Here is a 23,099-nt window from a genome sequence, read left to right on the forward strand (position 1 = left end):
ACTATTTCATAATCTAGGTCTCATTGTCACAGAGGGGGCTTAGGAGCGTGCAGCAGCGCCGCACTTTTGAACAGACGAACTGGCTCATTAGACGCTTACAAGCGGTTATGAGCAGCTTTGGTTACGCTATCTTGGAAACGCCGATCCTCGACTCGGCCGACTTGTTTCTCACCCGCGCCGGCGATCAGATTATCGGTCGGCTGTTCACTTTTGAACGTTTTGGTCAGCAACTAGCCCTACGCCCAGAATTCACCGCCGCCGCCGCACACGCCTACCTCACCTCACAGCGAACCTCAATTGCGCGCTGGCAGTTTGCTGGAGCCACCTTTGAAGATGACGGCGGCCAGTTCCAAAAAATGAGCCTGGGCGCCGAACTCATTGGCATGGCTGGTGTGTCTGCGGATGCTGAAATCATGGCGATGGCCGCCAGCGGTCTCGACGATGTTGGTATTCGGGATTGGCGCATCGTTATCGGCCACGTGCAACTCATGCGTCAACTCCTCAAACGCTATCACCTTGATGCGCGCACAGAACGCTTCCTGCTCAATCATCTCCACACGTTGAAGGAGTACGGCAAAGAACGCATTCTGGCTGAACTGGATCGACTGCTGTTAATTCGACCGGAATCGGCTTCCGCCGATGTCGATCTCAATGTCGTTAACACCCAGCAAATGCTCGACGTACTGCTGGATGCTACGCAGCATGGGACAGCCATGGGCGGTCGCACTCGCGATGACATTGTGCGTCGTCTGCTGCAAAAGCGTCAGCGCGCCGCCGAACGCAGCGAAATCGTCGCGGCGCTTGACTTCCTCGAACTCTGGAGCGCCATCATCGGTGATGCCGAAAGCGCGTTTCAGCAGATCGAGCGCCTTATTGACGCCGAAGATGCAGACGCCTTGCAGACACTGGAACAGTGGCGGGAAACGATCAGGCTGCTCAGCGTTTACGGCATCCCTGTAGAACGTACGCTCATTCAGCCGGGATTGGCTCGCAACTGGGATTACTATACTGGGCTTGTCTTCGAAATTCACGGCGATGTGCTGCTTGCGGGCGGCGGTCGCTACGACGAGCTGACGCGCCTGATCGGCGGTGAGCATGAGACTCCGGCCGTGGGTTTCGCCTACTATGTTGACCAACTGGTGGAGGCTACAGCGATCGAGCCCGAGTTCGATCAAATTGTGACGATAAGTTTTGCGCCGAACCGGGCTGTTGAGGCTGTGCAGTGGGCGCAGATGCTGCGGCGCAACGGCATTCCCGCCGAAATTATCTCGCAGACTGACGCGGAAGCGGACACTGCCGCTACGGTGAATGCGGATGGCAGCTTACGCCATGCCGGAAATGACTATCAGCTCGATCAACTCAGCCGACTCGTGGAGAATTTGCAATGATGGATCGCGTAACGCTGGCCCTGCCAAGTAAAGGCGCGATTGCCGACCCTACACTCAGTTTCCTGAGCGATTGTGGCTTGCGTGTGGATAAACCGAATCCGCGGCAGTACACCGGCTCGATCCCGACGATTCCATCGGTCGATGTTCTGTTTCAACGTGTGACCGATGTCGTCTACAAAGTGTCGGATGGTACCGCCCAACTCGGTGTGACGGGTTATGATGTTGTGCGTGAGCATCCCCATGACGATCTGATCGTCATTCATCCTGATTTGCGCTATGGATACTGCAAGTTACTGGTCGCCGTGCCTGAGTCGTGGGTGGATGTGGAGAGTATCGTCGATTTAGCCGAAGTCGCGCTTGATTTTCGCGAGTATAAGCGGCGAAACCTACGGGTGGCCACGACGTTCACCAACCTGACCCGCCAGTACTTGCATGAGCAAGGTATTCACCACTTCACCATCCTCAATGCCGAGGGGGCAATCGAAGTCGCGCCGACGATCGGTTATGCCGATGTGATTGTAGACCTGATGCAATCTGGTACGACGCTGCGCGAGAATCACCTTAAGCCGCTGTCTGATGGCGTGATTGTCGAATCCCAGGCGTGTTTGGTGGGCAATCGACAGGCACTGCAAGATCCGGTGGTTCTGAATGCGGCGCGGGTAATGCTCGAACACATCGATGCAGCGCTGCAAGGTCGAAGCTATTCACAGGTCACTGTAAACATGCGGGGCGACAGCGTCGACACCATTGCCGCCCGGATCGTCGAAAATCCGCTTACACGCGGCCTGCAGGGCCCGACAATTGCGCCGATCTACAGCGCCGAGGGTGGTTGGCACACCGTCACCATCATCGTGTCGAACAAGAATTTGCTGTCCGCCGTCGAATATCTTCGGGAGCTCGGAGGGACACAGGCTTCAGTGATCCCGGTGCGCTATGTGTTTCTGGAGAGCTCGCCCACCTTCAACAAGTTGCAAGAGTTCCTCGCAGGCGCTGATTAGTTCAGCGCCTGTTCTACTTCATCCAACGTCTGATCGATCCTGCTGCGGGTTCCGACGCTTTCGGCACCCATCTCGATCGACATAGCCAGACCCAGCAAACTGATTGCCGGCGGAAACTTGGCAGTGTCGGTGAGATTCATGGTTAGGAATGGGCAGCAGAACAGCGCTGACTTCAGATAGGCGCGCCAATGCGGCGTCAGCCAATCACGCTGCTGGAGTTCGCGCAGCGTGGGAACGAGCACCCGCTCGACCTTACTGCGCAGAAACAAATCACGAACGGGATGGACGGCATAGTCGTGCGTGACTTGCCAGTCATCGCCATTGCGTTCCAAGGTGAGTGTGGTTTGTGCTGCTTTCATCTGCGGATGGTACATCCACATGGCGAATACATTATGAAATAGCGGCTTGGTCAGATCCAGCAGTGGATGATGCCGTCCGGCAAAGGCCGGATCGAAGTACAGGAGTGAAGGCTGCCGAAAGAAGACGTTGCCATTATGCGCATCGCCATGACCGACAACCGCCGCACCTGCTTGCTCCGGAGTGAGCAGCGTAATAGCCCGTGAAATGACGTCATCGAGTGTCTGTTCGTAGTGCTGGCCGTTAATCGTCCAACGGGCACGCCGCACTTTCTCCATTGTATGGTCGCCATTGGGTAGACGAATGGCTGTCTCCGGCGCGTAGAACCGCGCTAGGCGACCACCTGTCAGGCGATGATAGAACAACTGATGTACGGGCGCTTTCGCTGCGGCTTGCGCGGGCTGCCACGCTAGCGTGCTGAGATAAACCTGGAAGAGTTGATCGTCGAGCTGATTCTGTCCGACGCGCAAGGCCTCGAAGTGCGTCTCGTCACCATTTTCAATCGCCCACGCTACGTCAAAAACGGATGGTTCACTGATCACCTCATAGATCAGAAGCTGCTTACCCGCTTCGGTTGAGCTGTAGATCGGCTGGAGAATCGGATAGCCCGCCTCAGCCAGTTGACCCGCGTGATAATACTCGTTGAGAATGCCATCGGCTTCGATGTGCGTCTTGAAGAATAGTCGGCGTCCCTCCGCCAGAGTCATAAAGCCGTTAAATGAATTAAGGGAGACGGCCAACGGACGCAGTTCAACCGCAATGACATCCAGCTTCAGGGTGTCACGCAGAAAGGCGGTCAGCAGGCCTTCTGCTGCCGCCTTATCGGTGAATTGAAGCGCCTGAATTTGTGCGAGAATATCGCTCATATTCCAAGAATCTGATTGCGCTTACGGATAGCCATGGCGTGCGCAGGAAAGTCCTCATAGTCGGCCAACGTCGCGGTAATGCCCTGGAGGCGTTGATACCCTTCTGCCGACAAATAGCCAACGCCCGTGCGTTTGAGAAAGTCCCAGACACTGACGGACGAGAAGCTGCGCGCAAAACCACCTGTCGGCAGAATCGCGTTCAAACCGAGGCAGTAGTTAGCCGTCGGTATGGGCGTATAGTGACCGAGCAGGATTTCGCCCGCATTCTTGAGCTTGCCCAGCGTCACAAACGGCTCACTTGTAAGCACTTCGAGGTGCTCCGGCGCATAGTCGTTGACAAATTGAATCGATTCGTCGAGGCTGTTGGTTAGGACGATGCCACCGTAGTTCGATAACACGTTGTTGACGAAGGCGCGCCGCCATTCAGGCAGTTCGGCGATGTACGATGGGAGAATCTCCAACGCCTGCCGAGCGACTTCCTCGCTATGCGTGACGAGGATCGCTGCTGATTCCGGCCCGTGCTCGGCTTCGACCAGCAAATCCAGCGCAGCCAGACGGGCATCGGCAGTTTCGTCGGTCAGGATGATCGACTCGCTCGGACCAGCCGGAAGACCGACATCAACCGTGCCATACAGCAGACGTTTCGCCGCCGATACATAGCTGCTGCCGGGGCCAATCAGCTTTGCCACCTTCGGGATGGTCTCCGTTCCGTAGGCCAACGCTGCGATAGCCTGCATCCCGCCGACGACATACACCTCATCGACACCGCAGATTTCCGCCGCGACGAGTGACGCCGCATCGGCTTTGCCCTCGGGCGTGGGCGGCGTGACAACGATGACGCGGGGTACGCCCGCCACGCGTGCCGGTGTCGCCAGCATCAACATAACCGAAGGGAACGCGCCCTTGCCCCGGGGTACATACAAACCGGCGCTGGTCACAGGCGTCACCTTCTCACCTGCCATAATCCCCGGTTGTACCTCGGTGAACCACATGGGTTCTGGCATCTGGTGTTCATGGAAGCGCTGGATATTTTCGTGGGCAGCTTCAATCGCCGCGATCACCTCCGGTTCGAGAGCAGCCCGCGCCTGAGCAAAATCCTCAGGGGTGGCACGCAGCATCGAGACTTCGAAGTTCTTGGCATCGAAGCGGCGGGCATAGTCCACGACTGCGGCATCACCCTCACGCGCGACACGGTCAATGACTTCTTGGGCTAACGGAAACAAATCACGGATATCTTTTTCCGCGCGGCGCAGCAGCTTTTCGCGCGCCTCGGCAGAAAGTTCGGCAAGTTTTAGAAACTGGATCAACGGAGGTCTCCCTTGAACAAAACAAAAGCGCGGAGTCCAATGGCACCCCGCGCTTGTAACCGGCAAAACAATCGTGTCAGAACTACGACTTGACGGGCGAGGCGCTAATTACACCAGACCGGCGGCGCGTGCCATCCCACCGAATATCGGGGACGACGATCTCACGCTTGGCCATGATGCGATCCCGCTGCGGCAGCAAATCTTGCAGCATGATCTTCACTTCGGCCACGACATCGTGTGTCGGCTTATAGCCGAGATCGATTAGGTGCTGGCGATCAGGATTGTAGTAATGCTCTTCTTTTTCGGTGCGTGGGTTATCAAAGTGTTCGATATCCACGTCGAGACCCACAGCACTCCCGGCTTCACGCACTTTTTCGGCCAATTCGTCGACAGTATAACATTCCTCGAACTGGTTGAACACACGATACTCCCCGGCTTTGGGCGGGTTTTCGATGGCAATGGTCAGGCACTGCATCGAATCGCGCATGGGCAAGAAACCGCGTTTCTGATGACCGACACCATAGACTGTGAGGGGGTGACCGATTACCGCCTGACAGGCAAAGCGATTGATCGCCGTACCGAAGCATTGGTCAAAGTCGAGACGTGACCGAAGCACCGGATTAGCGCCCATCGTGTCAATCTGCGTGCCGAAGACCACGCCCTGCATGATATCGGTGGCGCTCAAGCCCCAGATGCGGCAGGCGAACATCGTGTTATTGGTATCGTGCACCTTCGTCAGGTGATAGAAACTGCCGGGCTGGCGCGGAAATGGCAAACGGTCTTTACGACCGCGATACTCAATCTCGAAGAAGCCTTCGGGAATATCCACGTTCGGCGTACCGTATTCCCCCATCGTGCCCAGCTTGACGAGATGCGCTTCCGGGCAGACTTCGCGCATCGCCCAGAGCACATTCAGACTGCCATTGACGTTATTCGTGTGGGTATAGATTGAATGCGCCTGATCGATCATCGAATACGGCGCCGACGGCATTTCGCCGAGGTGCACAATCGCATCCGGCTGAAAGTCCGAGAGAAAATCGCGCAGGAACTGGTAATCGAGCAAATCACCTTCGCGGAACAACAGCTCCTTGCCGTAGTGTTCACGGAACGCCGCGAGACGGTCGGGCATGCTGTAAATCGGGATTGCGCTGACGCTGCCCATCTCGTCAACCCACTGACGCCGCGCGTAGTTGTCCACCCCAGCTACGTCATGTCCACGGGCCGTGAGATACTGTGCGAGTGCCCACCCCAAATAGCCGTCAACACCGGCAATGAAAACACGCATAAACTAAGCCTCCACGCAGATACTCAACATTGATTAGAAACCCCAAAAGCGCGCGAAAGCTACGTTAGGAGCGTGTTAACTCCACGTTACGATTGACCGGTTGAAAGTCACCGAGATACCCCTGTGCTGCCAGTAATTCGGCGTTGAGAATCGCGCAGCCCGCGGCGCCGCGAATGGTATTGTGCGACAGCGCGACAAACTTGTAGCCGAGCAGCGGATCGGGACGCAGGCGACCAACCGAAGTAGCCATACCATTCCCTGCGTTACGGTCACGACGCGGCTGCGGACGATCCGCCTGCGGCATATAGATGACTGGCTGAGCGGGAGCACTTGGCAGCGACGGCACGGGGTCCGGGCCACGGAACGAATTCCACGCCTCAATTACGGCTTCAAGCGACGGCTTGTCGCGGAGTTCGACCGCCACCGTAACCAAGTGACCATCAATGACGGGCGCGCGGGTGCACGTCGCGCTGGCGATCGCATCCAGATCAAGAATTCGTTCACCGTCGAAGTGCCCAAGCATCTTAAGAGGTTCGGTCTCGGCCTTCTCTTCTTCACCGCCAATGTAGGGAACCAGATTGTCGATGATATCGAGGGACGGGACGCCGGGATAACCTGCGCCGCTGATCGCCTGCGCGCTCACTATCATCACTTTTGTGACGCCAAACGGCATCAGCGGCGCCAGACTCATCACGACGGGCATAATCGTGCAGTTGGAATTGGCAACGAGCGCGCCCGTGGTCCAACCACGGCGGCGGCGCTGAACGTCGATCAGACCGATATGGTCCGCGTTGATTTCGGGCAGCAGCAGCGGCACATCGTCGACCATCCGGTTGACCGACGCATTTGTGCTCACGACATGCCCTGCCTCGGCGAGCGCGAATTCACGGAGTTCGGCGGCTTCTTTTGGCAGTGCAGAGAATACAAGCGGCGACGTAAGCTCTGCATCAAGCGGCTTGACCTGCAAGTCGGCAACCGAGGCCGGGGGCTGACCATCGAGAATCCAACGGGCGATATCGCCGTAGCGATGACCCGCACTGCGGTCGGAACCGATCACTTCAGCGACGCGAAACCAAGGGTGATTATCCAGCAGCTGTACGAAGCGCTGACCGACGGCGCCCGTTGCGCCCAGAACTGCGACATCAAGTTTCTGCATAAGTTAGATTCCTACGGATTGGTTCTTGACAGCCGGGTAAGACCCGAGCATTTTCACGAATGAAGCGCGCTGAAGCAGACGCGCGAGGGCTTCCTGGACTTGCTGGTCCTGCCAGTGTCCTTCGATGTCGAGGAAGAAAATCGGTTCCCAGGGACGGTTCCGCCGGGGACGCGATTCGATTTTAGTCAGGTTGATGCCGCGCTGTGCGAACTCGCCGAGGCACTCATACAGCGCTGCCGGGCGGTTACGGGTCGCAAACACCAGTGAAGTTTTGTTGAATTCTCCGTGCTGCGGATCGTCATCAGCCAGCAGGAAGAAGCGTGTAAAATTGAAAGGAACGTCTTCAATTTCCGACGCGAGGGTATCCAGTCCATAAAGCTTGCCCGCGAGCGCACTCGCAATCGCGCCGGTTTCACCGTCAGCGGTCTCCGCGGCTAAATCCTTCGCCGAACCCGCAGTGTCGTACCACGGCACCGGCTCAATTTTGTGACGCTTGAGAAATTTGTCACACTGCGCCAGCGCCTGTGGATGGGAACGTACGCGCTTGATCTGGTCGATAGTTACACCTTTTGGCGCATGCAGGGCATGATGCACATGGAGAATGACCTCGGCCTGAATGCGTAAATCGGAGTCCATCAGCAGTTCATAGGCTTGATTCACAGCACCGGCGAGCGCATTTTCGACCGGGAGCATGGCGTATTTCACCTTGCGTGACTGCATCGTCTCAAACAAGTCGCTTAAAGTCGGAGTCGGATAAGTCGTGACCGTGTCGCCAAAGTGCTGACGAATGGCTTGTTCCGAGTAAGCGCCGTGGATGCCTTGAAAGGCGACACATTCCTGCAAGATGATTTCCTCCATCACGAGAAAAGCGAGGCGCAAGCGTAACATACCGTCGGATTCTCGTCAAATTTGACGGGGGAATTAGACAATGCTACACTATTTTTATCATCAGCATGAGTTTTATTCAAAGGCATAGATGCTATGCAAGAGACGCGGCGGTTGATACTCGATATTCTGCGACGACGTTCCCACGCTACGGTAGATGAAATCGTCGACGAATTACAGCGCCGCCGGGGGAGCATCACGGCTGTCACTGTCCGCCACCATCTGATGCGCTTACAGGAGGATGGACTCATCACCTCGCCGGAACTGAAGCGCAGGAGTTCGCCGGGACGCCCGCAGTACGTGTACGCCCTGACCGAGAAAGCTAAGGACCTGTTTCCGAACAATTACCAGCGTCTCGCGGCCAGTCTGCTCACTGAATTGCAAAAGCAGCTGCCGAAGGACAGCATCAACGTGATTCTGGAAGGCGTAGCTGACACTATGGCGCATGAGGCGGTCGTTCCGAACCTTCCGCTCGTGGATCGTCTCGATGCCGTGGTCGACTATTTGAACCAGAACGGTTACGAGGCGAATTGGGAACGCGCGGACGATGGGTTTCTCCTCACGACATCGAACTGCCCCTATCACGGTCTGGGCGACGAGTCGGGTACGCTGTGTCAGATGGATATGCGATTGATTTCTTCCCTGCTCGGGATCGTGCCGCGCCGGATTACCCACGTTTCGGACGGTGATGCGACCTGCTCCTATATGATCCCGGTCATGACAAATGAACACTAATTTTCATGATGATCGTCTATTTAATTGACGATTGTGGTCAGTTATGCTACTATCAGCACAATCACAATGAGAGCTTGAGAGGGGAAATTATTCATGGTTGTCAACGACCCACTGATCACGACTGACGTTCAAATTCTGACCGTGACCCCCGCGGCGCAGCAGATGATTCATTCGCTGCTTGAGCAGCGGAACATTCCCGGCTATGCTCTGCGGGTCTTTGTGTCGGGCGGCGGTTGCTCTGGCCTCCAGTACGGCATGTCGTTTGAGAAGGAACCGCGTGAATTCGACGCCGTTGTCGATGCGGCTGATGGGGTCCGCCTGGTAGTTGACCCTACAAGCTTGATGTACCTTGAGGGCGCGACGATTGATTTCGTCGACAGCTTGATGGGCGGGGGCTTCCGGATTGATAACCCGAATGCGGTGTCGAGCTGCGGCTGCGGCCACTCCTTCAAGTCGAAGGACAGTGCCGACACTGAAGACTCGGGCTGTGGCTGCGGAAGCTGCAGTCACTGACGAGTATATGAGTACAAAAAAGGCGACCGCTTGGTCGCCTTTTTTTATTGCCGGCTGACTGGCCTACCCTCGCCGGAGGGAACTCAGCGCAAGCCCGACTAATCCAAGCCCCCCCAGCACGAGAATCGGCACAAGGGGCGGCAATGCCGTGCCATCAGCCAGTGGTACGCTGATGGGCTGTGGTGTGGCTGTCTCCGCCACGCCTGCGGTCGGCGCAATGGCGACCATTTCCGGTGGAAATGTGAACGTGGGCAGAATTTCGCGCGTTGGGGTTTCATTGGTGCTGATCACGCCGACGCGGGCGACAACCGTTGCCGTAAGACCGCCGCCGGGAGTCAGGGTGATAGCCGCCGCAGTCTGCGTGAGGCCGTCCAACAGCGGATCGGGCGTCGCTTGTGCCGCGAGGTCGATATCCGGAATCGTGCTGGCATCACCGGTGATGTTTACCAGCTCGTCATACACCCAACCACGTCCGTTGGGCGCCTGCGGGAATTCAAATTGCAACCAGCGCACATAGCGACCAATGATCCGGTAGGTCTCCCCGGCGCGGATCGTACCGAGCTGCGTGGCCTCGGTACTGGGTTCGGCGCGGACATTGGCGATTTCCTTCGCTTCCAGTAGCGCGCCACTTGGTGGTGCCGGGGTGCGCGTTGGCGTCGCAATTGCAGATTCGACGGCGGGCGCGACGGGTGCGGCCGCCGACAGGTTGATCACGGCGGGTGTTGGCGTCGCATCCTGAGCGAGAATTCCGCCCGCGGTAAACACCAAGATCAGCGTGACAATGGCTAAACGACGAATCATTTTAACTCGCAGCTTATTGGACAAACGCGCACCATTATATCACCATGCCACCTGATTTTCGGTGTTGGTGCGGCCTTGATCAGCGACGCGGCGGTCACTGCCGCGGAACATGTACCCCTGATACTCTTGATTCGTATACCCGACGACGGTCCATCCGTTGAGATTAAATGCCGGGCGCGGGTCGGCGCATGCGTCGCACGAGACCGGGATCCACTCCCCGTTGTAGCGTCGCGCGATGTGCATGTGCGTTCCCGTCGAAAAGCCGCCCTCGCACGAAGGATGGCCGATGCGGTCCCCAACGCTTACTGCGGTTCCGGCCTGAATGCGATCCTGCGCCGCCATGTGTAGGTACAGAATCGTCCAGCCCGTCGATTCGTCCCCATCACCGTCAAGATCGAGGATTACCGTGCCTTCGTCAGTGCGCGCAACCACACCAGATGCCACGGCCGTCGCATAGAAAGCGGATTGGTAACAAGCTGACGAGACTTTAGTGATGTCATCTGGGGGGGCAAAGTCGATGGCCGCCCACGCGCTGCCGCTCCCCCAACCACCATGCGGACCGCCTGTGAAATACCACGTTTCGCCGCTGGGAAATGGGAATGTCAGCGTAGGTTGTGTGATGTCGCCGGGCACAAGCGGATCGATCGCTCCAGCAAACGGATCGCCAAACAAACCGACATACGTTTGCAGGAAACCGCTGGCACTCACCTGCTGCTGCCACGCAGCATAGCTGGTGAACTGAGCCAGCATGTACTGTAGGCCGACCGTTCCCGCATTGAGGTCGGGCGCAAACTGCAAGCGCGTACCGTCCTCAAATTCGAGTAATTGCAGGCCGCGCACTTTCCAGCCGTAGTAACCGAGATTTAATTGATCAGCCGCCCAAGTGAGCTGACGATACAGGCCGTTGCGGTCAAAACCGAGTGGCGATGCTGGAGCGCCCATGGGGTAAGTTTTCGCCTGATCGCTGGGATTGGCGTTCGTCAGCCACTGCGACTTGAACTCCAGCAGAGCGAGCAGCAAGCGGGGATCGACGCTGTATTCCAGTGCGACACGCTGTACAATCTGCGCGCCCGTATATGTGGCTTCTTTAACGATATCGGTCGCAACGCGAATGTAGCCCGGTTGGCTGGCGACAAAAGCGAAGACATCGAAACTGCTGCTGCCCGGGGCACGCACTAAGCGACTGTCGGGCAGCAATTTCAGCGCACTCGTAAACTCGTCGGGCGGCGCAGGCAGCAAAATCACCTGACCAACCTCGATGATATTGGGATCGACCAGATTGTTCAGCGCCAGCAGCGTTTCCAGACTCACACCGGCCTGCGCTGCGATGCCGCTCAGTGAGTCGCCAGGTTGCACGACATACTCTCCCGCGCCGGATGCTGCCCCCAAATTGCGGGTTGGATTGGGCGTTGGGACAATCAGCGTTCCCTGCGGCAGCGGAATCGGCGCTGGAACCTGTGACTGCACAATGCCCGGTGTACTGCCTTGAAACGTCGCCGTAATGACGACCGTGCTATCGGGCTGCAGTCTGACGCACGCTAGAGCAGCGAGCGCCAGACACACCCACGGGAGATACCGCTTGTACACGCTACTCAAAACTCCAGACGGCAACAAAGCCTTCGGCGACGGACAGCGGCACGAAGTTCGACTCAGTATCTAACAGCATGATTTGCGGCACACCGTCCGCGTTCAGTTCGCTGTAGACGAGATGGCGGCTGTCCGGCGACCAGATGCGATGACTCTGCCCGAATTGATCGTAGAAGCTGAGCACATAGAGTTCATCAGATGTTGGGGTGAATTCTCCATAACGCCGGACTGCGCCGCTGCCAACGTCGAGAATGGCCCAACTGAGTACCGGGAGCTGTGTATCTTGTGCACTGGGCTTAGCGCTAAATGAACCCGTGTCCGACGGCAGCGTCACGTAGGCGATGCGCTGACTATTAGGCGCCCAGAAGAAGGCGACGACGTCGGCGGTGTCGGACGCAGCAATGCGCTCTCCCGTGATCGCATCGATAACCACCAGCGCATTTTCAGCGTCTTTGTAGGCAATCAGGTTGCCATCCGGCGACCACGCGAACCGAATGGGTCCGGCCAAACCTTCGGCAAGCGTCTCAAGTTCACCGTTGGCTTCGACCGCCAGATCCGTGCCAGCGTCACCCGCGACGCCGAACAGGACCCGGTCGTCGACGGGCGACCAAGCAGGCGCAAAGAACTCGCCGGGAGCGACATCGAGGGTGCGATCAATCTCATTGGTGGTGACATCGTAGATATCAATCTGGCGGTTATTGCGCTGCCACACCATGCGCTGACCATCGGGGCTCCAGCTGTAGTAGAACGGCGCGCCCGTACCAACTTGCGTCACGCTCGGTGAGTCGACGGCATCGCGAATCACGTTCACAAGGAACCCGCTTTGCTGACCGGAACCGAGCAGCACCGCCAGATCAAAGCAATTTGCGCCACACGCGCTCGGTGACCAATAGGCATACGTGAAGTTCTCATCGGTGCCGACGTATACACTCGCGCCGGGCGTCAGGCCATCGGCGGAGACAAAGACCTCGGTTGTAATCTGACGCTGCGCGGTGATTTCACCCTCAAAATAGGCCAAGCGGCCATCGGTCGCCCACGTCGGAAATTGGTAATAGCGTACGCGGTCGCCGTCGAGACCCGCATCGTCCGTGAGCGCGGTGCGAGTTTCGCCGCTTAACGTATACACGTTGAAGTCGCTGCCAACATACGCGATTTTCCCCGGTATGAACGGGTTCGCATCTTGGGCATTAACCGCGCCACTCAGCAGACAGAGCAGCATGATGAAAGCGCTAACCGCTCGCTTCATAAGTTCCCCCTGAGCAATTTTGAGCTTTACCTCGTTTAATTGTATACTACCCTGAGTTTTTTCTCGACACAGCGTCTAAGAGAGACGTTAAATTGAGGAGTACATGATTATGGCATCACGTGAAGAAATCGCCGGTCTGTTTCAGACGATGGTCAACAAGTTCGACCCCAGCAAGTCGCAAGGCATCAACGCGACCATTCAATTCGATCTGAGCGGCGATAATGGTGGTATGTACTGGCTGCGCATCGCAGATACCGGCGCGACTCACGGTGAGGGACAGGCGGAAAACCCGAAGATGACGCTGCGGGCTAACGCCGATGATTTTCTGGCGATTATCGCCGGCAAGTCAAACCCGATGCAGGCGTTCATGACGGGCAAAATCAAAATTCAAGGCGATACAAACCTCGCTCTCAAATTGATGCCGCTCATCAGCTAAACACAGAAACGCCCGGACCAAACCGGGCGTTTTTTCTTGTATGTTCGTTACTTCTGGTCGTCGTCGTAGTGCTGCAACATGTAGAACGAGGCACTGCCCAGTGTCGAACTGCCCAGTGCGTCTTCAATGGCATCGATCAGCGCTTCGTCGTCGCTGTTTTCGGCATCCTTCAGCAACCGCTGCAGCACTTTAGTTGCCTCTGCGCCGCCAATCTCACCCAGCGACCAGATGGCTACTTCTTTAATTTCCCGGTCGTCGTCCAGCACAACCTTGCGCAGATACTTGATCGCATCTTCAAGCATCAGTTCGCCTGCTGCCCGGGCTGCCTCGTAGCGTAATTCCGAATCATCGCTCTGCAACGCGGCCAGAACCTCGTCGTGCCACGTTTCATCGGCTGTCCGCCCCATGGCAAAGACGGCGCTGACGCGCATCTTGTGCTCATCGCTCTTATAAGCTGCTTCGATAGCGCTGGCGACAATTTCGTGACTGCTATTGGCCACTGCTTCGAGTGCGCGCCGACGCACATCGACCTCAGGATCGTTGAGCAGTTCTAGAGCTGTGTCGAGCGCCGATATGGTCTCCTCAATCGGCAGTTCTTCGAGTTCGCGCCACAGGATGAAGCTGCCGAGGGCGCTCACTGCCGCTGCACGCACATGGGTCGCCGCGTCATTGTGCGCCATATCGATGAGGCGCTCCATGACATTGAGTGAGTTGTTCTCCCACAGCAGTTCAATCGCGGCTTCCCGCACATCTTCATCATCGTCGTTCAGTGCAAACTGACCGAGTACGTCATAGTCGAGATCGAAGTTCGTCTCTGCGGCTTCGGCTAGTTCGCTGACGACGTGCCGCCGATAATCGGGCGACAGGCTGTCCCACAGTGCACTGAGCGCGGTCAATTCTTCCGCTTGCAGCCCCGATAACCCGTAAAAGACGGTTGCGGCAACATGGTTGTTTTCTTCCCCATCGCGCAGATCATTGAGTGTCGTTTCAATGTCCGGACGTTGGGTTTGGCTCTGATCATCGAGATCGTAGTTAGTCAATTCCCTACCTCAGCAAATCTGTGAGCGGGTTGGCGATATCATTGAGCAGCACAACTACCATCAGCGATAGCAGGAGCGCCAGCCCAACCAAGTGGACAATACCTTCACGTTCGGGCGCGATTGGCCGACCGCGCACCAGTTCAATCAGGACGAACAGAATGCGACCACCGTCCAGCGCCGGGATCGGCAGCAGGTTCGTCAAACCCAGTGCTAAACTGATCAGCGCCATGAATTCGAGGATGATGCCCGGCTGATTCTGCTCGATGCTCTCTTGCAGAAAGACCGCGCCTGCCTGACTGATACCCAGCGGGCTCGTCAGACGCAGCGAATTAGGATCGGCTGTCTGGTTGATGATGCGCCCGGGAATGCTCGCGATCTCGTTGACCACGCCGCCAATACGGCTAAACGAGTAACTGATAGCCCCGCCGAGCGTCTGCGAGACGAGTTCGCGCTTTTCCCCTTGCAGATACACCCATCCCAGGTTCTGTTCTAGCCCGGCTTCCCCGATGTTGATGCCCATCGCCCCTTCACCCTGCGGTGGATTGGCGCGCGGCGTCAGCGTAATGTCGAGTTCTTCGGCATAATTACGCAGCACGCTCAGCGTGACTTCTTGATCGAGATGCTCGCGGGTGAGCGTCTGAAGCGATGTGATTCCAGTCAGTTCTTCACCGTTGAAGCGCAGCACAATGTCGCCGTCCTGCAGACCGGCATTTGCGGCCGGAGAGTTCTCCGCTACAGCGAGAACCAGCGGGTACGTGTTGTTGACCGCGGGAGCCCCCGTGAATTCCGGCGTAAAGGTCAGCGAGATTGCTTCTTGACTCTCACCGCGCACGATACCCAGAGTGACTTCTTGCCCGTTGAGCGCATACAAGCGCTCGATCAGCTCATCATCACTCGCGAAACGTTCACCATTGATCGACTCGATGATGTCGCCCTGCTGCAAACCAGATGCAGCCAACGGTGAGTTGGCTGTGAGCGATTCGACGCTCACCAAACCGCCTGTCACTTCTGGAACACCCATCAGGGCGATGATGACGAACATGATGAACGCGAGAATGAAGTTCGCAATGGCACCTGCCGAGAAAAACCAGATCCGCGGCAGTGGCTTCGCTTCATTCACCGACATCGTCTTCTCAAAGCCGCGCTGTTCGGCTTCCATGCGGTCCTGCTCAGTCGCATCAGAACCTTTCTGCGCGACGATATCTTCGCCGAGCGGGCGCACAAAGCCCCCCAAGGGCAGCCAGTTCAGGGTATAGTCGGTTCCACCCAGTGTGAACAGCTTTACCATGCGCGGCGGCATACCGATACCAAATTCCAGAATCGTGATCCCGACCGATTTTGCAGCTAGAAAGTGTCCCAACTCGTGGATCAACACTGCCGGGATCAACACGAGTACGAACGCTACTATCGCCGAGAGCGCGTCGTTTCCAACCAGAAAATCCAACATCCAAGGTGGCCTTTATATGGTCTCTAACCTGACCAACATTATACGGCTGAATACGCTTCGTAATCAAGCAGTCCGGCCAATGCTTATGGAATACTTACGGTAGTGACTTGGGCACCTGCGCCGGGTGACGCGACCAATACGTCCAGAACATCAGATGAGGCTCGCAGTCGATCGCTTACCCTCTGCGCATCCTCTCTAACACAAATACAATGCACGTTCGGACCTGCATCGAGGGTGTAGCACACGCGCAGACCTTCGGCGCGCCATTGACGTACGGCCTCCATGATTGCCAAGGTCGGCGGCAGCCAATAAAACAGCGGCGGACGGCTGGTCATCATCACGGCGTGCATCAGGTTACTGTCATGCTCCACGACTTGGGCGAAAGTGGCGAAATCCCGGTCGAGGATGGCTTGCCGGCAGATCGCAAACCGCTCCCCTGCCCCAGCGACCCGCGCGCCCTGCAAATCGCTCGTATTCGCCGACTTATGCCCTGCGCTTGACCCCACGTCCTTGTGTTTCTTACTAACCACCGCAATCACATCGACGATATCCCAGTATTCCGGCGCACCCATGCTTTGAGCAAAGGAGCCTTCGTGCGTATCCGCGGCGTACCATTCGACAAATCCCGTTGGCACCGAGCGCGATGCCGACCCTGAACCAAGCCGCGCAATCGTCGTCAGTTCCCGCTCGCTGAGCTGAGCGCCAGCGGCGGCAGCACCCGCCACCGACAGCGCTGCGAATGCTGCTGCCGATGACGCAATCCCCGCGCCTGTGGGGAAGTTATTCGCTGACTCCACTCGTGCCCGTGTCGCGAAGCCTAACCGCGCCCGCAGCACATCCAAATGTGTTGACACGCGCTCCAGACCGCCGCCGCTCTCTTCCTTGCCATTTAAAGCGAATGAGTCGGTGTTCAGCGCCCCGTCCCACGTGACAGTCGTTTCGGCATACAACCCACCGAGATTCATACTGATCGATGGATTAACTGGCAAACGCAGTTGATCATTCTGATTGCCCCAGTACTTGATGAATGCGATATTGGCGTTGGCGCGCGCCGTAGCTGTGCCCATGCTGGTTCTCCTTCGTCAAATAGGCGTCTATTATACGGAACGGGGACATCTGATATAATCCCAGCTTGTGATTTTGCGCTTCCAAGGGGGACTCTTTGCAAGCACTCATCGGCTTAATTCGAACCATGCGCCCGAAGCAGTGGACGAAGAATGTCGTCGTCTACGCCGGGATCGTGTTCGATGGGCAGCTCTTCAATGTTGATGCCTTCCTGCGCATCACCTTGGGGTTCGTCCTCCTATGCCTAATCTCCAGCTCGATCTATCTTATTAACGATTTGGTCGACATTGAGGCGGATCGCCAGCATCCGAAAAAACGCTTCCGTGCTATTCCCTCTGGCCAACTCCCGGTACCCATTGCCATCGGTTCAGCGATCATCCTCGTCATTGCCACGCTGGGCATCGGCTTCGCGCTGAGCCCCTATTTCGCCGCGGTTCTTCTGACGTACCTGATTATTCATCTGCTGTACAGCTTTTATCTCAAGCACATCGTCCTGCTGGATATCTTCGCCGTGGCTTCCGGCTTCATCCTGCGCGTTTTGGCGGGGGTGACGCTTGTCCAGGTCATGGCGTTCTCTCCGTGGTTATACGCGTCAATTGGTCTACTCGCCCTGTTCCTCGTCATTGGCAAGCGCCGGCAGGAATTGGTCATGCTGGCCGATAAAGCGGGCAGCGTTCGGGCTACGCTCGACAGCTACAACCTGCCCCTGCTCGACGATATGCTGCGCATGGTGACGACGGCCACACTCGTGACCTATATTCTCTACACGATTGAAGCGCCTTCGATCCTGCTCGCCGGGACGAACCTCGCCCTGTTGACCGTCCCGTTTGTGCTCTATGCGCTGTTCCGCTATCTCTACCTGATTCACGTCAAGGGCGAAGGCAGCGCACCCGACGAAGTCCTGTTGAAAGACCGCCCACTGCTGATTGCCATTCTGCTATGGGGGTTGACATTTGTCGCCATCCTGTACCTACCAGCGATACGAGCATGATTGAAGCTAGTGCCTCTGCGAAAGTGATTCTATTCGGCGAACATGCCGCTGTGTATGGTCAACCCGCGATTGCAGCGCCGGTCTCCAGCTTACGTGCCTACGCAACGGTCGAAACCAATCCGGTAGGCGTTCATGGTTTGCACATTGACGCACCGGACTTGAATCAGCGTCTACCCGTCGATATTCGCGCCGAATCCGTCGACAATGCGCTGACGCTCACCGCGCAGCTGGTGCTTACAACGCTGGCCGTCGAGCCACCTGATGTGACAATCTGTTTACGCTCACGCATCCCCATTGCCAGTGGGTTAGGCAGTGGTTCAGCTGTATCGACCGCGCTGGCGCGCGCTTTGTGTCTCGTCCTTGACCGCCCCCTGTCGGAATCCGATCTTAATCGTTTGGTCTATGAAGTCGAGAAAATTCATCACGGCACGCCGAGCGGCATCGACAACACAGTGATTGTCTACGAACGTCCTGTCTACTTTGTGCGCGATAAGACCCTTGAGACGCTGACCATCGGTGCGCCGCTCACGCTTTTGATTGGTGATACGGGCGTGGGCGCATCGACCAAAATCGCGGTGGGCGACGTCCGTAAGCTGGTTGAGGCCAACCGTGAACCAACGGAGCAAACGATCCGTGAGATTGGCGCAATTAGCGAGCAAGCCCGATCCGCTATCGAATGGGGTGATGCCGCAGCCATTGGACGCTTAATGAACGCGAATCACGAACTCTTGAAGTTGCTGACGGTCTCTTCGCCTGAAGTTGATCGACTGGTCGATGCTGCCCAAAACGCGGGCGCGCTCGGAGCCAAGCTGTCGGGCGGCGGACGCGGTGGCAACATGATCGCTCTCGTCACGCCAGAGCATGCTCATCATGTTGAACAGGCTCTATTAACGGCAGGCGCGGCGCGAGTTTTTCAAACCACCATCGCTTAGGAGAAGCTGTAAATGCTCACGTTCCTGAAATTGGGCGGCTCACTCATTACCGACAAGCGAGTTGAAAACAGTTACCGTGAAGCGGTCGCGGCACGGGTCGCCGCCGAAGTGCAGTCGGCGCTGGCGCAAAGCCCGGATCTGCGCCTACTGATCGGTCACGGCAGTGGCTCGTTCGGGCATATGGTCGCCAAACGCTACCAGACCATGCAAGGCGTCCATACGCCGGAAGAATGGCGCGGTTTTGCGCATGTTGCGACCGTCGCCGCCGAATTGAATTATCTGATGGCCAGAACCCTGCATGCGGCGGGCGTTCCCGTCTGGAGGTTCCAACCGTCGGCCTCGGCGCGGAGTCATGATGGCGTTTTAGTCGACATGGCTTCTGATCCAATTGCCCACGCCCTGAATCACGGGCTGGTTCCTCTCGTTTATGGGGACGTGGCGCTCGACGATACGCGCGGCGGCACAATTGTGTCAACGGAAACTGTGTTTTTCTATCTGGCGCGCCAGCTTCCCGTCCAGCGTATTTTCCTGCTCGGGGAAGTCGACGGCGTCTACGATGAGGCGGGCACGGTGATTTCGCGCATCACGCCCGCTACACTGCCCGAAGTCGAACGGGCGATTGGGGGGTCTTCCGGTACCGATGTGACCGGAGGGATGGAGACTAAAGTCCGCGATATGGTCGCGCTGACGCAAGCGGTTCCCAATCTCTCAATCCGTATTTTCAACGGAAACACATCCGGGTTGATCGAGGCCGCGTTAGTTGGTAAGGAACAACCGGGAACGCTTATCTGCGCGGATGACGTGCCACTTGATCCGCGGCGCGATTGACAATCATCACGCTGGTGGTGATGGCTATTCCCGCCGATAATGCGATCCATGGGGCGGTCCGGAAGCCTTGCCGCCCTTCCGCCAGTAGAACACCCCAATCAGGCACACCCGGTTCTCCTCCGAGACCGAGAAAGCTCAGTGCAGCGCTGTTGAGCAAGCTGTAACTGAACACCACGCCGGCATAGGCGAGCAGTGTCGGCGCGATATTCGGCAGCACATGGACCAACAGTAAGCGCCTGGTCGACGCACCCAACGCCCGGGCGCTGTCGAGATAGCCCTCCCCCCGAATCGCAACGACCGCGCCGCGCACGACTCGGATGGTTGGTGCGATTTGCGCCAACCCGACGGCCAGCGCGAGCGGCAGCGCTCCCTGCCCAACTAACGTCAGGATGATCAATGCCAGAATTAGGTTTGGAAACGCGAGAATAGCATTCAGACCCAGATCGGTGATTTCACCCCAATAGCGGGGTGCAGCACTGAGTAGCAAACCACCGAGCACACCGGGCAGCAGCGCGATGCTGCTGGCCAGCGCAGCAACCCCAAACGTCCGCCCACCGCCAGTCACGACGCGGCTCCAAACATCACGACCTAACCCATCGGTACCCAGCCAGTGTTCGCCGCTGGGCGCCTGACGCTGCGTCTCGGTATCAGTTGCCAGCGGGTCATGCGTCGCCGCCAGTGGCGCTAGCAAGACGATGATTATGAGAGCGAGGAAGAGGCGCATCAGGCCGCGACTCGCGGATCAAGTTGGCGGACAATTACGTCGGCGGCGGTGTTGACGGCTAAATACACCAGCGCGATCCACAGGGCGATTCCCTGTACGACGGGATAATCCTGGCGCAGCACGGCATCCAGCAGAACGCGCCCCACGCCGGGGCGTAGGAACAACGTTTCGGTGATCACGACACCGCTCAGCAGAAACCCTGCCTGCAGTGCCACTACATTGACGGCTGGAAGCAGGCTCACACGCAGCACATGCCGCCCCATGATTGAGCGCTCGGTAAGTCCTTTCATCCGGGCGGTCAGAATGAAATCGGCGTCAAGTGTTGCGTTCACGTTTGCCGCAATCACCCGACCGATGCTGCCGGCGGTGTGAAGTCCCAAGACCAGTGACGGCAAAACCAGACTTCCGGTGCCGGAGCCGCCGGAAGTGGGCAGCCAGTCGAGCACAACCGCGAACAGCCAGATCGCGAGCGTTCCCGTCCAATAGATCGGCGCGCTCAAGGCCAGTGTAAGCACCAGTCGAGCGCTTTCCATGCCCAGACCCGCTGCGATTCCGAGACCAGACCCGAGAATTATCGCAGTGAGCAGGGCGGACACCGCCAACGCGAGGGTTGGAGCCAACTGCTGCCCGACGATCTCCGTCACTGGACGACTGTCCAGCAGCGACACGCCCAGATCGCCGGAGAGCAGCCCGGCCAACCAGCGCCCGTACTGCATGAGCACGGGGCGGTCGAGACCAAGCGCCGCGCGCCGCTCGGCAATCTGCGCCGCGCTCAGCCCGCCTTCGGAGATTTGGGCACTAATTGCATCCCCGGGGAGTAAGCGGAGCGCAAAAAACACGAGCGTTGCCGCCAACCACAGCACACCGAGTCCAGCAAATACCGGCTTAATCACCCGCCGCTCACCGTGACGTTGTTGAGCAAGGGGAACCAACCATACGCGTCAAACGTAAGGTTATGTACGGTCGATTGCGCGGCATTCAGGTTCACATAGTCACGAATCGGGAGTACCAGCGCCTGATCCATGATAATCCGCTGCGCTTCCGCGTAGAGCGCCGCGCGGTTCGCGGGATCTGCTTGCGTGAGGGCGTCCGTGAGCACCCGGTCGAGTTCCGCATCAGCAACGCGCGACCAATTGTTGGTTCCGTCACTGCTGAAGTAACGATTGAGGAACGCGGGGTCTTCCCCAAAGTCATAGAAGGCGACGAGGTTGTACGCGCCCTCGTTCACCTGTTCAATTAAGGCGCTGCGCGTCGGCACGGTTTCGAGTTCCACGCGAATACCCACTTCACGCCACTGATCTTGGATGAGCTGCGCGACGTCGGGAATCAAACCCCACGGCGGCACCAGCATATTTAGCGTGAGATCTGCGCCGTTCGCATCGAGGTAGCCGTTATTGTCACTATCGACCAAACCCGCCGTGCCGAGGAGAGATCGGGCTTGGCCGGGGTCGTAATCATACGCGCCCGCCAGACTGGCATTGTAAAACGCGGTGCTGGCCGCAATTGGCGCCCATGCGACCGGGGAAAACCGCTGGAATACGGCGTCGATAATGGCTTCGCGATTGGTCGCCAAGATCAATGCGCGGCGCACCGATAGATCATTGGTCGGCGCGATGCTCGTATTCAGCAGGAACTGGAGCGGCTGTCCCGGAACGCTGACGGGCAGCAGTTCAATCTCTTGACTGACCGCCAGCGCGCGTGCGTCAATGGGGAGCAGTTCACCCATGATTTGTGCGTCCCCTCCTTCGAGCGCCAGCGCGCGTGTCGCGGTATCTGTGAAGAAGCGAAACTCGATTTCGTCAACTGATTCGGCCGTCGGTGCGGTGTAGAAGGCTGGTCCCCACGCATAGTCGGGGTTCCGCCGAATCACCAATCGATCACCGGGGACATACTCAACAAAGCGAAATGGCCCGGTTCCGACTTGGTTGAACTGATAGCGTTCGTTCGAATACTGGTTCAGCGCCGTTGGACTTGCCATGCCGAGGTAGACTTGACTCAGCGAGTCGAGCAGCGGGCTGTAGGGTTGGCTGAGAATCAGGCGAATCGTGTAATCGTCGACAATTTCATAGCTCGCAAATGTCCCGAGCAGCGCCGCCGCCTTCTGTGACCCGGTCTCCGGGTTGACGATCCGATCCAGATTTGCGGCGACCGCCTGCGCGTTGAACATCGTGCCATCGTGGAATTTCACATTCTGTTTGAGTGAAAACGTGTAGCTGAGCCCGTCGGCGGACACCGTCCAACTGCTCGCCAGACCAGCGACAAATTCGCCCGTCGTCGGGTCGCGGTAGACCAGCGTGTCATAAACTGACCGCAGCGGAATACCTAGTTCGGATGAGGCGTGAATGTGGGGATCAAAGCCGCTCGGTTGGAGGGTAAGACCGTAAATGATCCGATTACCCGGTTGCGCTTCATTGGCGCTGGCGCAGGCGCTCACCATCAATGCCAGCAGGACGACTAAGATCCGCAAAGCTTTCTCCAGCATATTTCAACCTTTCCCGCTTTGGCGCAGTGC

At 57.6% G+C, this 23,099-nt stretch carries 22 protein-coding genes; 8 read left to right on the top strand and 14 right to left on the bottom strand.

Annotated elements, in window-relative coordinates:
• Positions 1–47 precede the first annotated feature (47 nt).
• Together IPK17_RS23465 and hisG are read left to right on the top strand one after the other, a co-directional pair.
• Positions 48–1,388 carry an ATP phosphoribosyltransferase regulatory subunit gene (locus IPK17_RS23465; RefSeq protein ID WP_343420126.1) on the top strand — a complete coding sequence of 447 codons (1,341 nt, stop codon included), beginning with the start codon at positions 48–50 and terminating at the stop codon, positions 1,386–1,388.
• Positions 1,385–2,386 (top strand): ATP phosphoribosyltransferase, encoded by a 1,002-nt coding sequence (hisG, locus tag IPK17_RS23470; RefSeq protein WP_343420127.1) that lies wholly within the window; start codon positions 1,385–1,387, stop codon positions 2,384–2,386. Before IPK17_RS23465 ends, hisG begins: the two co-directional genes overlap by 4 nt.
• On the opposite strand, the gene IPK17_RS23475 is transcribed toward hisG, so the two are convergent.
• The 5 genes from IPK17_RS23475 to pheA all read right to left on the bottom strand — a co-directional run bounded on the left by IPK17_RS23475 (position 2,383) and on the right by pheA (position 8,215).
• Positions 2,383–3,609 (bottom strand): phosphotransferase, encoded by a 1,227-nt coding sequence (locus tag IPK17_RS23475; RefSeq protein WP_343420128.1) that lies wholly within the window; start codon positions 3,607–3,609, stop codon positions 2,383–2,385. The genes hisG and IPK17_RS23475 overlap by 4 nt on opposite strands.
• The gene (gene hisD / locus IPK17_RS23480) at positions 3,606–4,916 is read right to left on the bottom strand and encodes a histidinol dehydrogenase (RefSeq protein ID WP_343420129.1); all 1,311 of its coding nucleotides are present in this window, start codon (positions 4,914–4,916) and stop codon (positions 3,606–3,608) included. Before hisD ends, IPK17_RS23475 begins: the two co-directional genes overlap by 4 nt.
• Positions 4,917–4,998: 82 nt before the next feature.
• The gene (locus tag IPK17_RS23485) at positions 4,999–6,201 is read right to left on the bottom strand and encodes an NAD-dependent epimerase/dehydratase family protein (RefSeq protein WP_343420130.1); all 1,203 of its coding nucleotides are present in this window, start codon (positions 6,199–6,201) and stop codon (positions 4,999–5,001) included.
• A gap of 64 nt (positions 6,202–6,265) precedes the next feature.
• A complete protein-coding gene (gene asd, locus IPK17_RS23490; RefSeq protein WP_343420131.1) occupies positions 6,266–7,357 on the bottom strand; it encodes an aspartate-semialdehyde dehydrogenase in 1,092 nt (363 codons plus the stop codon).
• 3 nt (positions 7,358–7,360) lie between these two features.
• The gene (pheA, locus tag IPK17_RS23495; RefSeq protein ID WP_343420132.1) at positions 7,361–8,215 is read right to left on the bottom strand and encodes a prephenate dehydratase; all 855 of its coding nucleotides are present in this window, start codon (positions 8,213–8,215) and stop codon (positions 7,361–7,363) included.
• Between the two features lie 123 nt (positions 8,216–8,338).
• On the opposite strand from pheA, the gene IPK17_RS23500 reads away from it, so the two are divergent.
• Positions 8,339–8,977, top strand: coding sequence for a helix-turn-helix transcriptional regulator (locus IPK17_RS23500; RefSeq protein ID WP_343420133.1), 639 nt, complete (start codon positions 8,339–8,341; stop codon positions 8,975–8,977).
• Positions 8,978–9,070: 93 nt separating this feature from the next.
• Positions 9,071–9,490, top strand: coding sequence for a HesB/IscA family protein (locus tag IPK17_RS23505; protein WP_343420134.1), 420 nt, complete (start codon positions 9,071–9,073; stop codon positions 9,488–9,490).
• 63 nt (positions 9,491–9,553) lie between these two features.
• Here IPK17_RS23505 and IPK17_RS23510 read toward each other — a convergent pair whose 3' ends face one another.
• The 3 genes from IPK17_RS23510 to IPK17_RS23520 are packed head-to-tail and all read right to left on the bottom strand — an operon-like array spanning position 9,554 to position 13,124.
• Positions 9,554–10,291, bottom strand: a complete 738-nt coding sequence (locus tag IPK17_RS23510; RefSeq protein WP_343420135.1) for an SH3 domain-containing protein — start codon at positions 10,289–10,291, stop codon at positions 9,554–9,556.
• Positions 10,292–10,330: 39 nt separating this feature from the next.
• Positions 10,331–11,878, bottom strand: a complete 1,548-nt coding sequence (locus IPK17_RS23515; RefSeq protein ID WP_343420136.1) for a LasA N-terminal domain-containing protein — start codon at positions 11,876–11,878, stop codon at positions 10,331–10,333.
• 1 nt (position 11,879) lies between these two features.
• Positions 11,880–13,124: a TolB family protein gene (locus IPK17_RS23520; protein ID WP_343420137.1), complete on the bottom strand. Its 1,245-nt coding sequence runs from the start codon at positions 13,122–13,124 to the stop codon at positions 11,880–11,882.
• Positions 13,125–13,233: 109 nt separating this feature from the next.
• Here IPK17_RS23520 and IPK17_RS23525 point away from each other — a divergent pair, with 109 nt between their 5' ends.
• Complete coding sequence (locus IPK17_RS23525) at positions 13,234–13,560, top strand: SCP2 sterol-binding domain-containing protein (RefSeq protein WP_343420138.1); 327 nt, start codon at positions 13,234–13,236, stop codon at positions 13,558–13,560.
• Positions 13,561–13,607: 47 nt separating this feature from the next.
• On the opposite strand, the gene IPK17_RS23530 is transcribed toward IPK17_RS23525, so the two are convergent.
• The 3 genes from IPK17_RS23530 to mvaD form a co-directional block, all read right to left on the bottom strand.
• Entirely contained in the window at positions 13,608–14,600 is a 993-nt protein-coding gene (locus IPK17_RS23530) for a HEAT repeat domain-containing protein (protein WP_343420139.1), read from the bottom strand.
• Between the two features lie 4 nt (positions 14,601–14,604).
• Positions 14,605–16,047 carry an RIP metalloprotease RseP gene (gene rseP / locus IPK17_RS23535; protein ID WP_343420140.1) on the bottom strand — a complete coding sequence of 481 codons (1,443 nt, stop codon included), beginning with the start codon at positions 16,045–16,047 and terminating at the stop codon, positions 14,605–14,607.
• Positions 16,048–16,130: 83 nt separating this feature from the next.
• Positions 16,131–17,114 (bottom strand): diphosphomevalonate decarboxylase, encoded by a 984-nt coding sequence (gene mvaD / locus IPK17_RS23540; RefSeq protein WP_343420141.1) that lies wholly within the window; start codon positions 17,112–17,114, stop codon positions 16,131–16,133.
• Between the two features lie 95 nt (positions 17,115–17,209).
• Here mvaD and IPK17_RS23545 point away from each other — a divergent pair, with 95 nt between their 5' ends.
• The 3 genes from IPK17_RS23545 to IPK17_RS23555 are packed head-to-tail and all read left to right on the top strand — an operon-like array spanning position 17,210 to position 19,863.
• Positions 17,210–18,103 (top strand): decaprenyl-phosphate phosphoribosyltransferase, encoded by an 894-nt coding sequence (locus tag IPK17_RS23545; protein WP_343420142.1) that lies wholly within the window; start codon positions 17,210–17,212, stop codon positions 18,101–18,103.
• Complete coding sequence (gene mvk, locus IPK17_RS23550; protein WP_343420143.1) at positions 18,100–19,035, top strand: mevalonate kinase; 936 nt, start codon at positions 18,100–18,102, stop codon at positions 19,033–19,035. Before IPK17_RS23545 ends, mvk begins: the two co-directional genes overlap by 4 nt.
• A gap of 12 nt (positions 19,036–19,047) precedes the next feature.
• Positions 19,048–19,863 (top strand): isopentenyl phosphate kinase, encoded by an 816-nt coding sequence (locus tag IPK17_RS23555; RefSeq protein WP_343420144.1) that lies wholly within the window; start codon positions 19,048–19,050, stop codon positions 19,861–19,863.
• Here IPK17_RS23555 and IPK17_RS23560 read toward each other — a convergent pair.
• Genes IPK17_RS23560 through IPK17_RS23570 form a run of 3 tightly spaced genes read right to left on the bottom strand, consistent with a single transcriptional unit; the run spans position 19,820 to position 23,069 of the window.
• Positions 19,820–20,587: an ABC transporter permease gene (locus tag IPK17_RS23560; protein ID WP_343420145.1), complete on the bottom strand. Its 768-nt coding sequence runs from the start codon at positions 20,585–20,587 to the stop codon at positions 19,820–19,822. The genes IPK17_RS23555 and IPK17_RS23560 overlap by 44 nt on opposite strands.
• Complete coding sequence (locus IPK17_RS23565) at positions 20,587–21,480, bottom strand: ABC transporter permease (protein ID WP_343420146.1); 894 nt, start codon at positions 21,478–21,480, stop codon at positions 20,587–20,589. The genes IPK17_RS23560 and IPK17_RS23565 overlap by 1 nt, the downstream gene beginning before the upstream one ends.
• The gene (locus tag IPK17_RS23570) at positions 21,477–23,069 is read right to left on the bottom strand and encodes an ABC transporter substrate-binding protein (protein WP_343420147.1); all 1,593 of its coding nucleotides are present in this window, start codon (positions 23,067–23,069) and stop codon (positions 21,477–21,479) included. The genes IPK17_RS23565 and IPK17_RS23570 overlap by 4 nt, the downstream gene beginning before the upstream one ends.
• Positions 23,070–23,099 lie beyond the last annotated feature (30 nt).

It is taken from the genome of Candidatus Flexifilum breve, from assembly GCF_016713355.1.

What these genes read in the sequence shown, in the direction of transcription:
- IPK17_RS23510 (WP_343420135.1), bottom strand. Translation starts at nt 10,291, where the DNA reads ATGATTCGTCGTTTAGCCATTGTCACGCTGATCTTGGTGTTTACCGCG.
- IPK17_RS23475 (WP_343420128.1), bottom strand. Translation starts at nt 3,609, where the DNA reads ATGAGCGATATTCTCGCACAAATTCAGGCGCTTCAATTCACCGATAAG.
- IPK17_RS23555 (WP_343420144.1), top strand. Translation starts at nt 19,048, where the DNA reads ATGCTCACGTTCCTGAAATTGGGCGGCTCACTCATTACCGACAAGCGA.
- IPK17_RS23525 (WP_343420138.1), top strand. Translation starts at nt 13,234, where the DNA reads ATGGCATCACGTGAAGAAATCGCCGGTCTGTTTCAGACGATGGTCAAC.
- IPK17_RS23500 (WP_343420133.1), top strand. Translation starts at nt 8,339, where the DNA reads ATGCAAGAGACGCGGCGGTTGATACTCGATATTCTGCGACGACGTTCC.
- hisG (WP_343420127.1), top strand. Translation starts at nt 1,385, where the DNA reads ATGATGGATCGCGTAACGCTGGCCCTGCCAAGTAAAGGCGCGATTGCC.
- pheA (WP_343420132.1), bottom strand. Translation starts at nt 8,215, where the DNA reads ATGGAGGAAATCATCTTGCAGGAATGTGTCGCCTTTCAAGGCATCCAC.
- IPK17_RS23520 (WP_343420137.1), bottom strand. Translation starts at nt 13,124, where the DNA reads ATGAAGCGAGCGGTTAGCGCTTTCATCATGCTGCTCTGTCTGCTGAGT.
- mvk (WP_343420143.1), top strand. Translation starts at nt 18,100, where the DNA reads ATGATTGAAGCTAGTGCCTCTGCGAAAGTGATTCTATTCGGCGAACAT.
- IPK17_RS23505 (WP_343420134.1), top strand. Translation starts at nt 9,071, where the DNA reads ATGGTTGTCAACGACCCACTGATCACGACTGACGTTCAAATTCTGACC.
- asd (WP_343420131.1), bottom strand. Translation starts at nt 7,357, where the DNA reads ATGCAGAAACTTGATGTCGCAGTTCTGGGCGCAACGGGCGCCGTCGGT.
- rseP (WP_343420140.1), bottom strand. Translation starts at nt 16,047, where the DNA reads ATGTTGGATTTTCTGGTTGGAAACGACGCGCTCTCGGCGATAGTAGCG.
- IPK17_RS23485 (WP_343420130.1), bottom strand. Translation starts at nt 6,201, where the DNA reads ATGCGTGTTTTCATTGCCGGTGTTGACGGCTATTTGGGGTGGGCACTC.
- mvaD (WP_343420141.1), bottom strand. Translation starts at nt 17,114, where the DNA reads ATGGGCACAGCTACGGCGCGCGCCAACGCCAATATCGCATTCATCAAG.
- IPK17_RS23570 (WP_343420147.1), bottom strand. Translation starts at nt 23,069, where the DNA reads ATGCTGGAGAAAGCTTTGCGGATCTTAGTCGTCCTGCTGGCATTGATG.
- IPK17_RS23560 (WP_343420145.1), bottom strand. Translation starts at nt 20,587, where the DNA reads ATGCGCCTCTTCCTCGCTCTCATAATCATCGTCTTGCTAGCGCCACTG.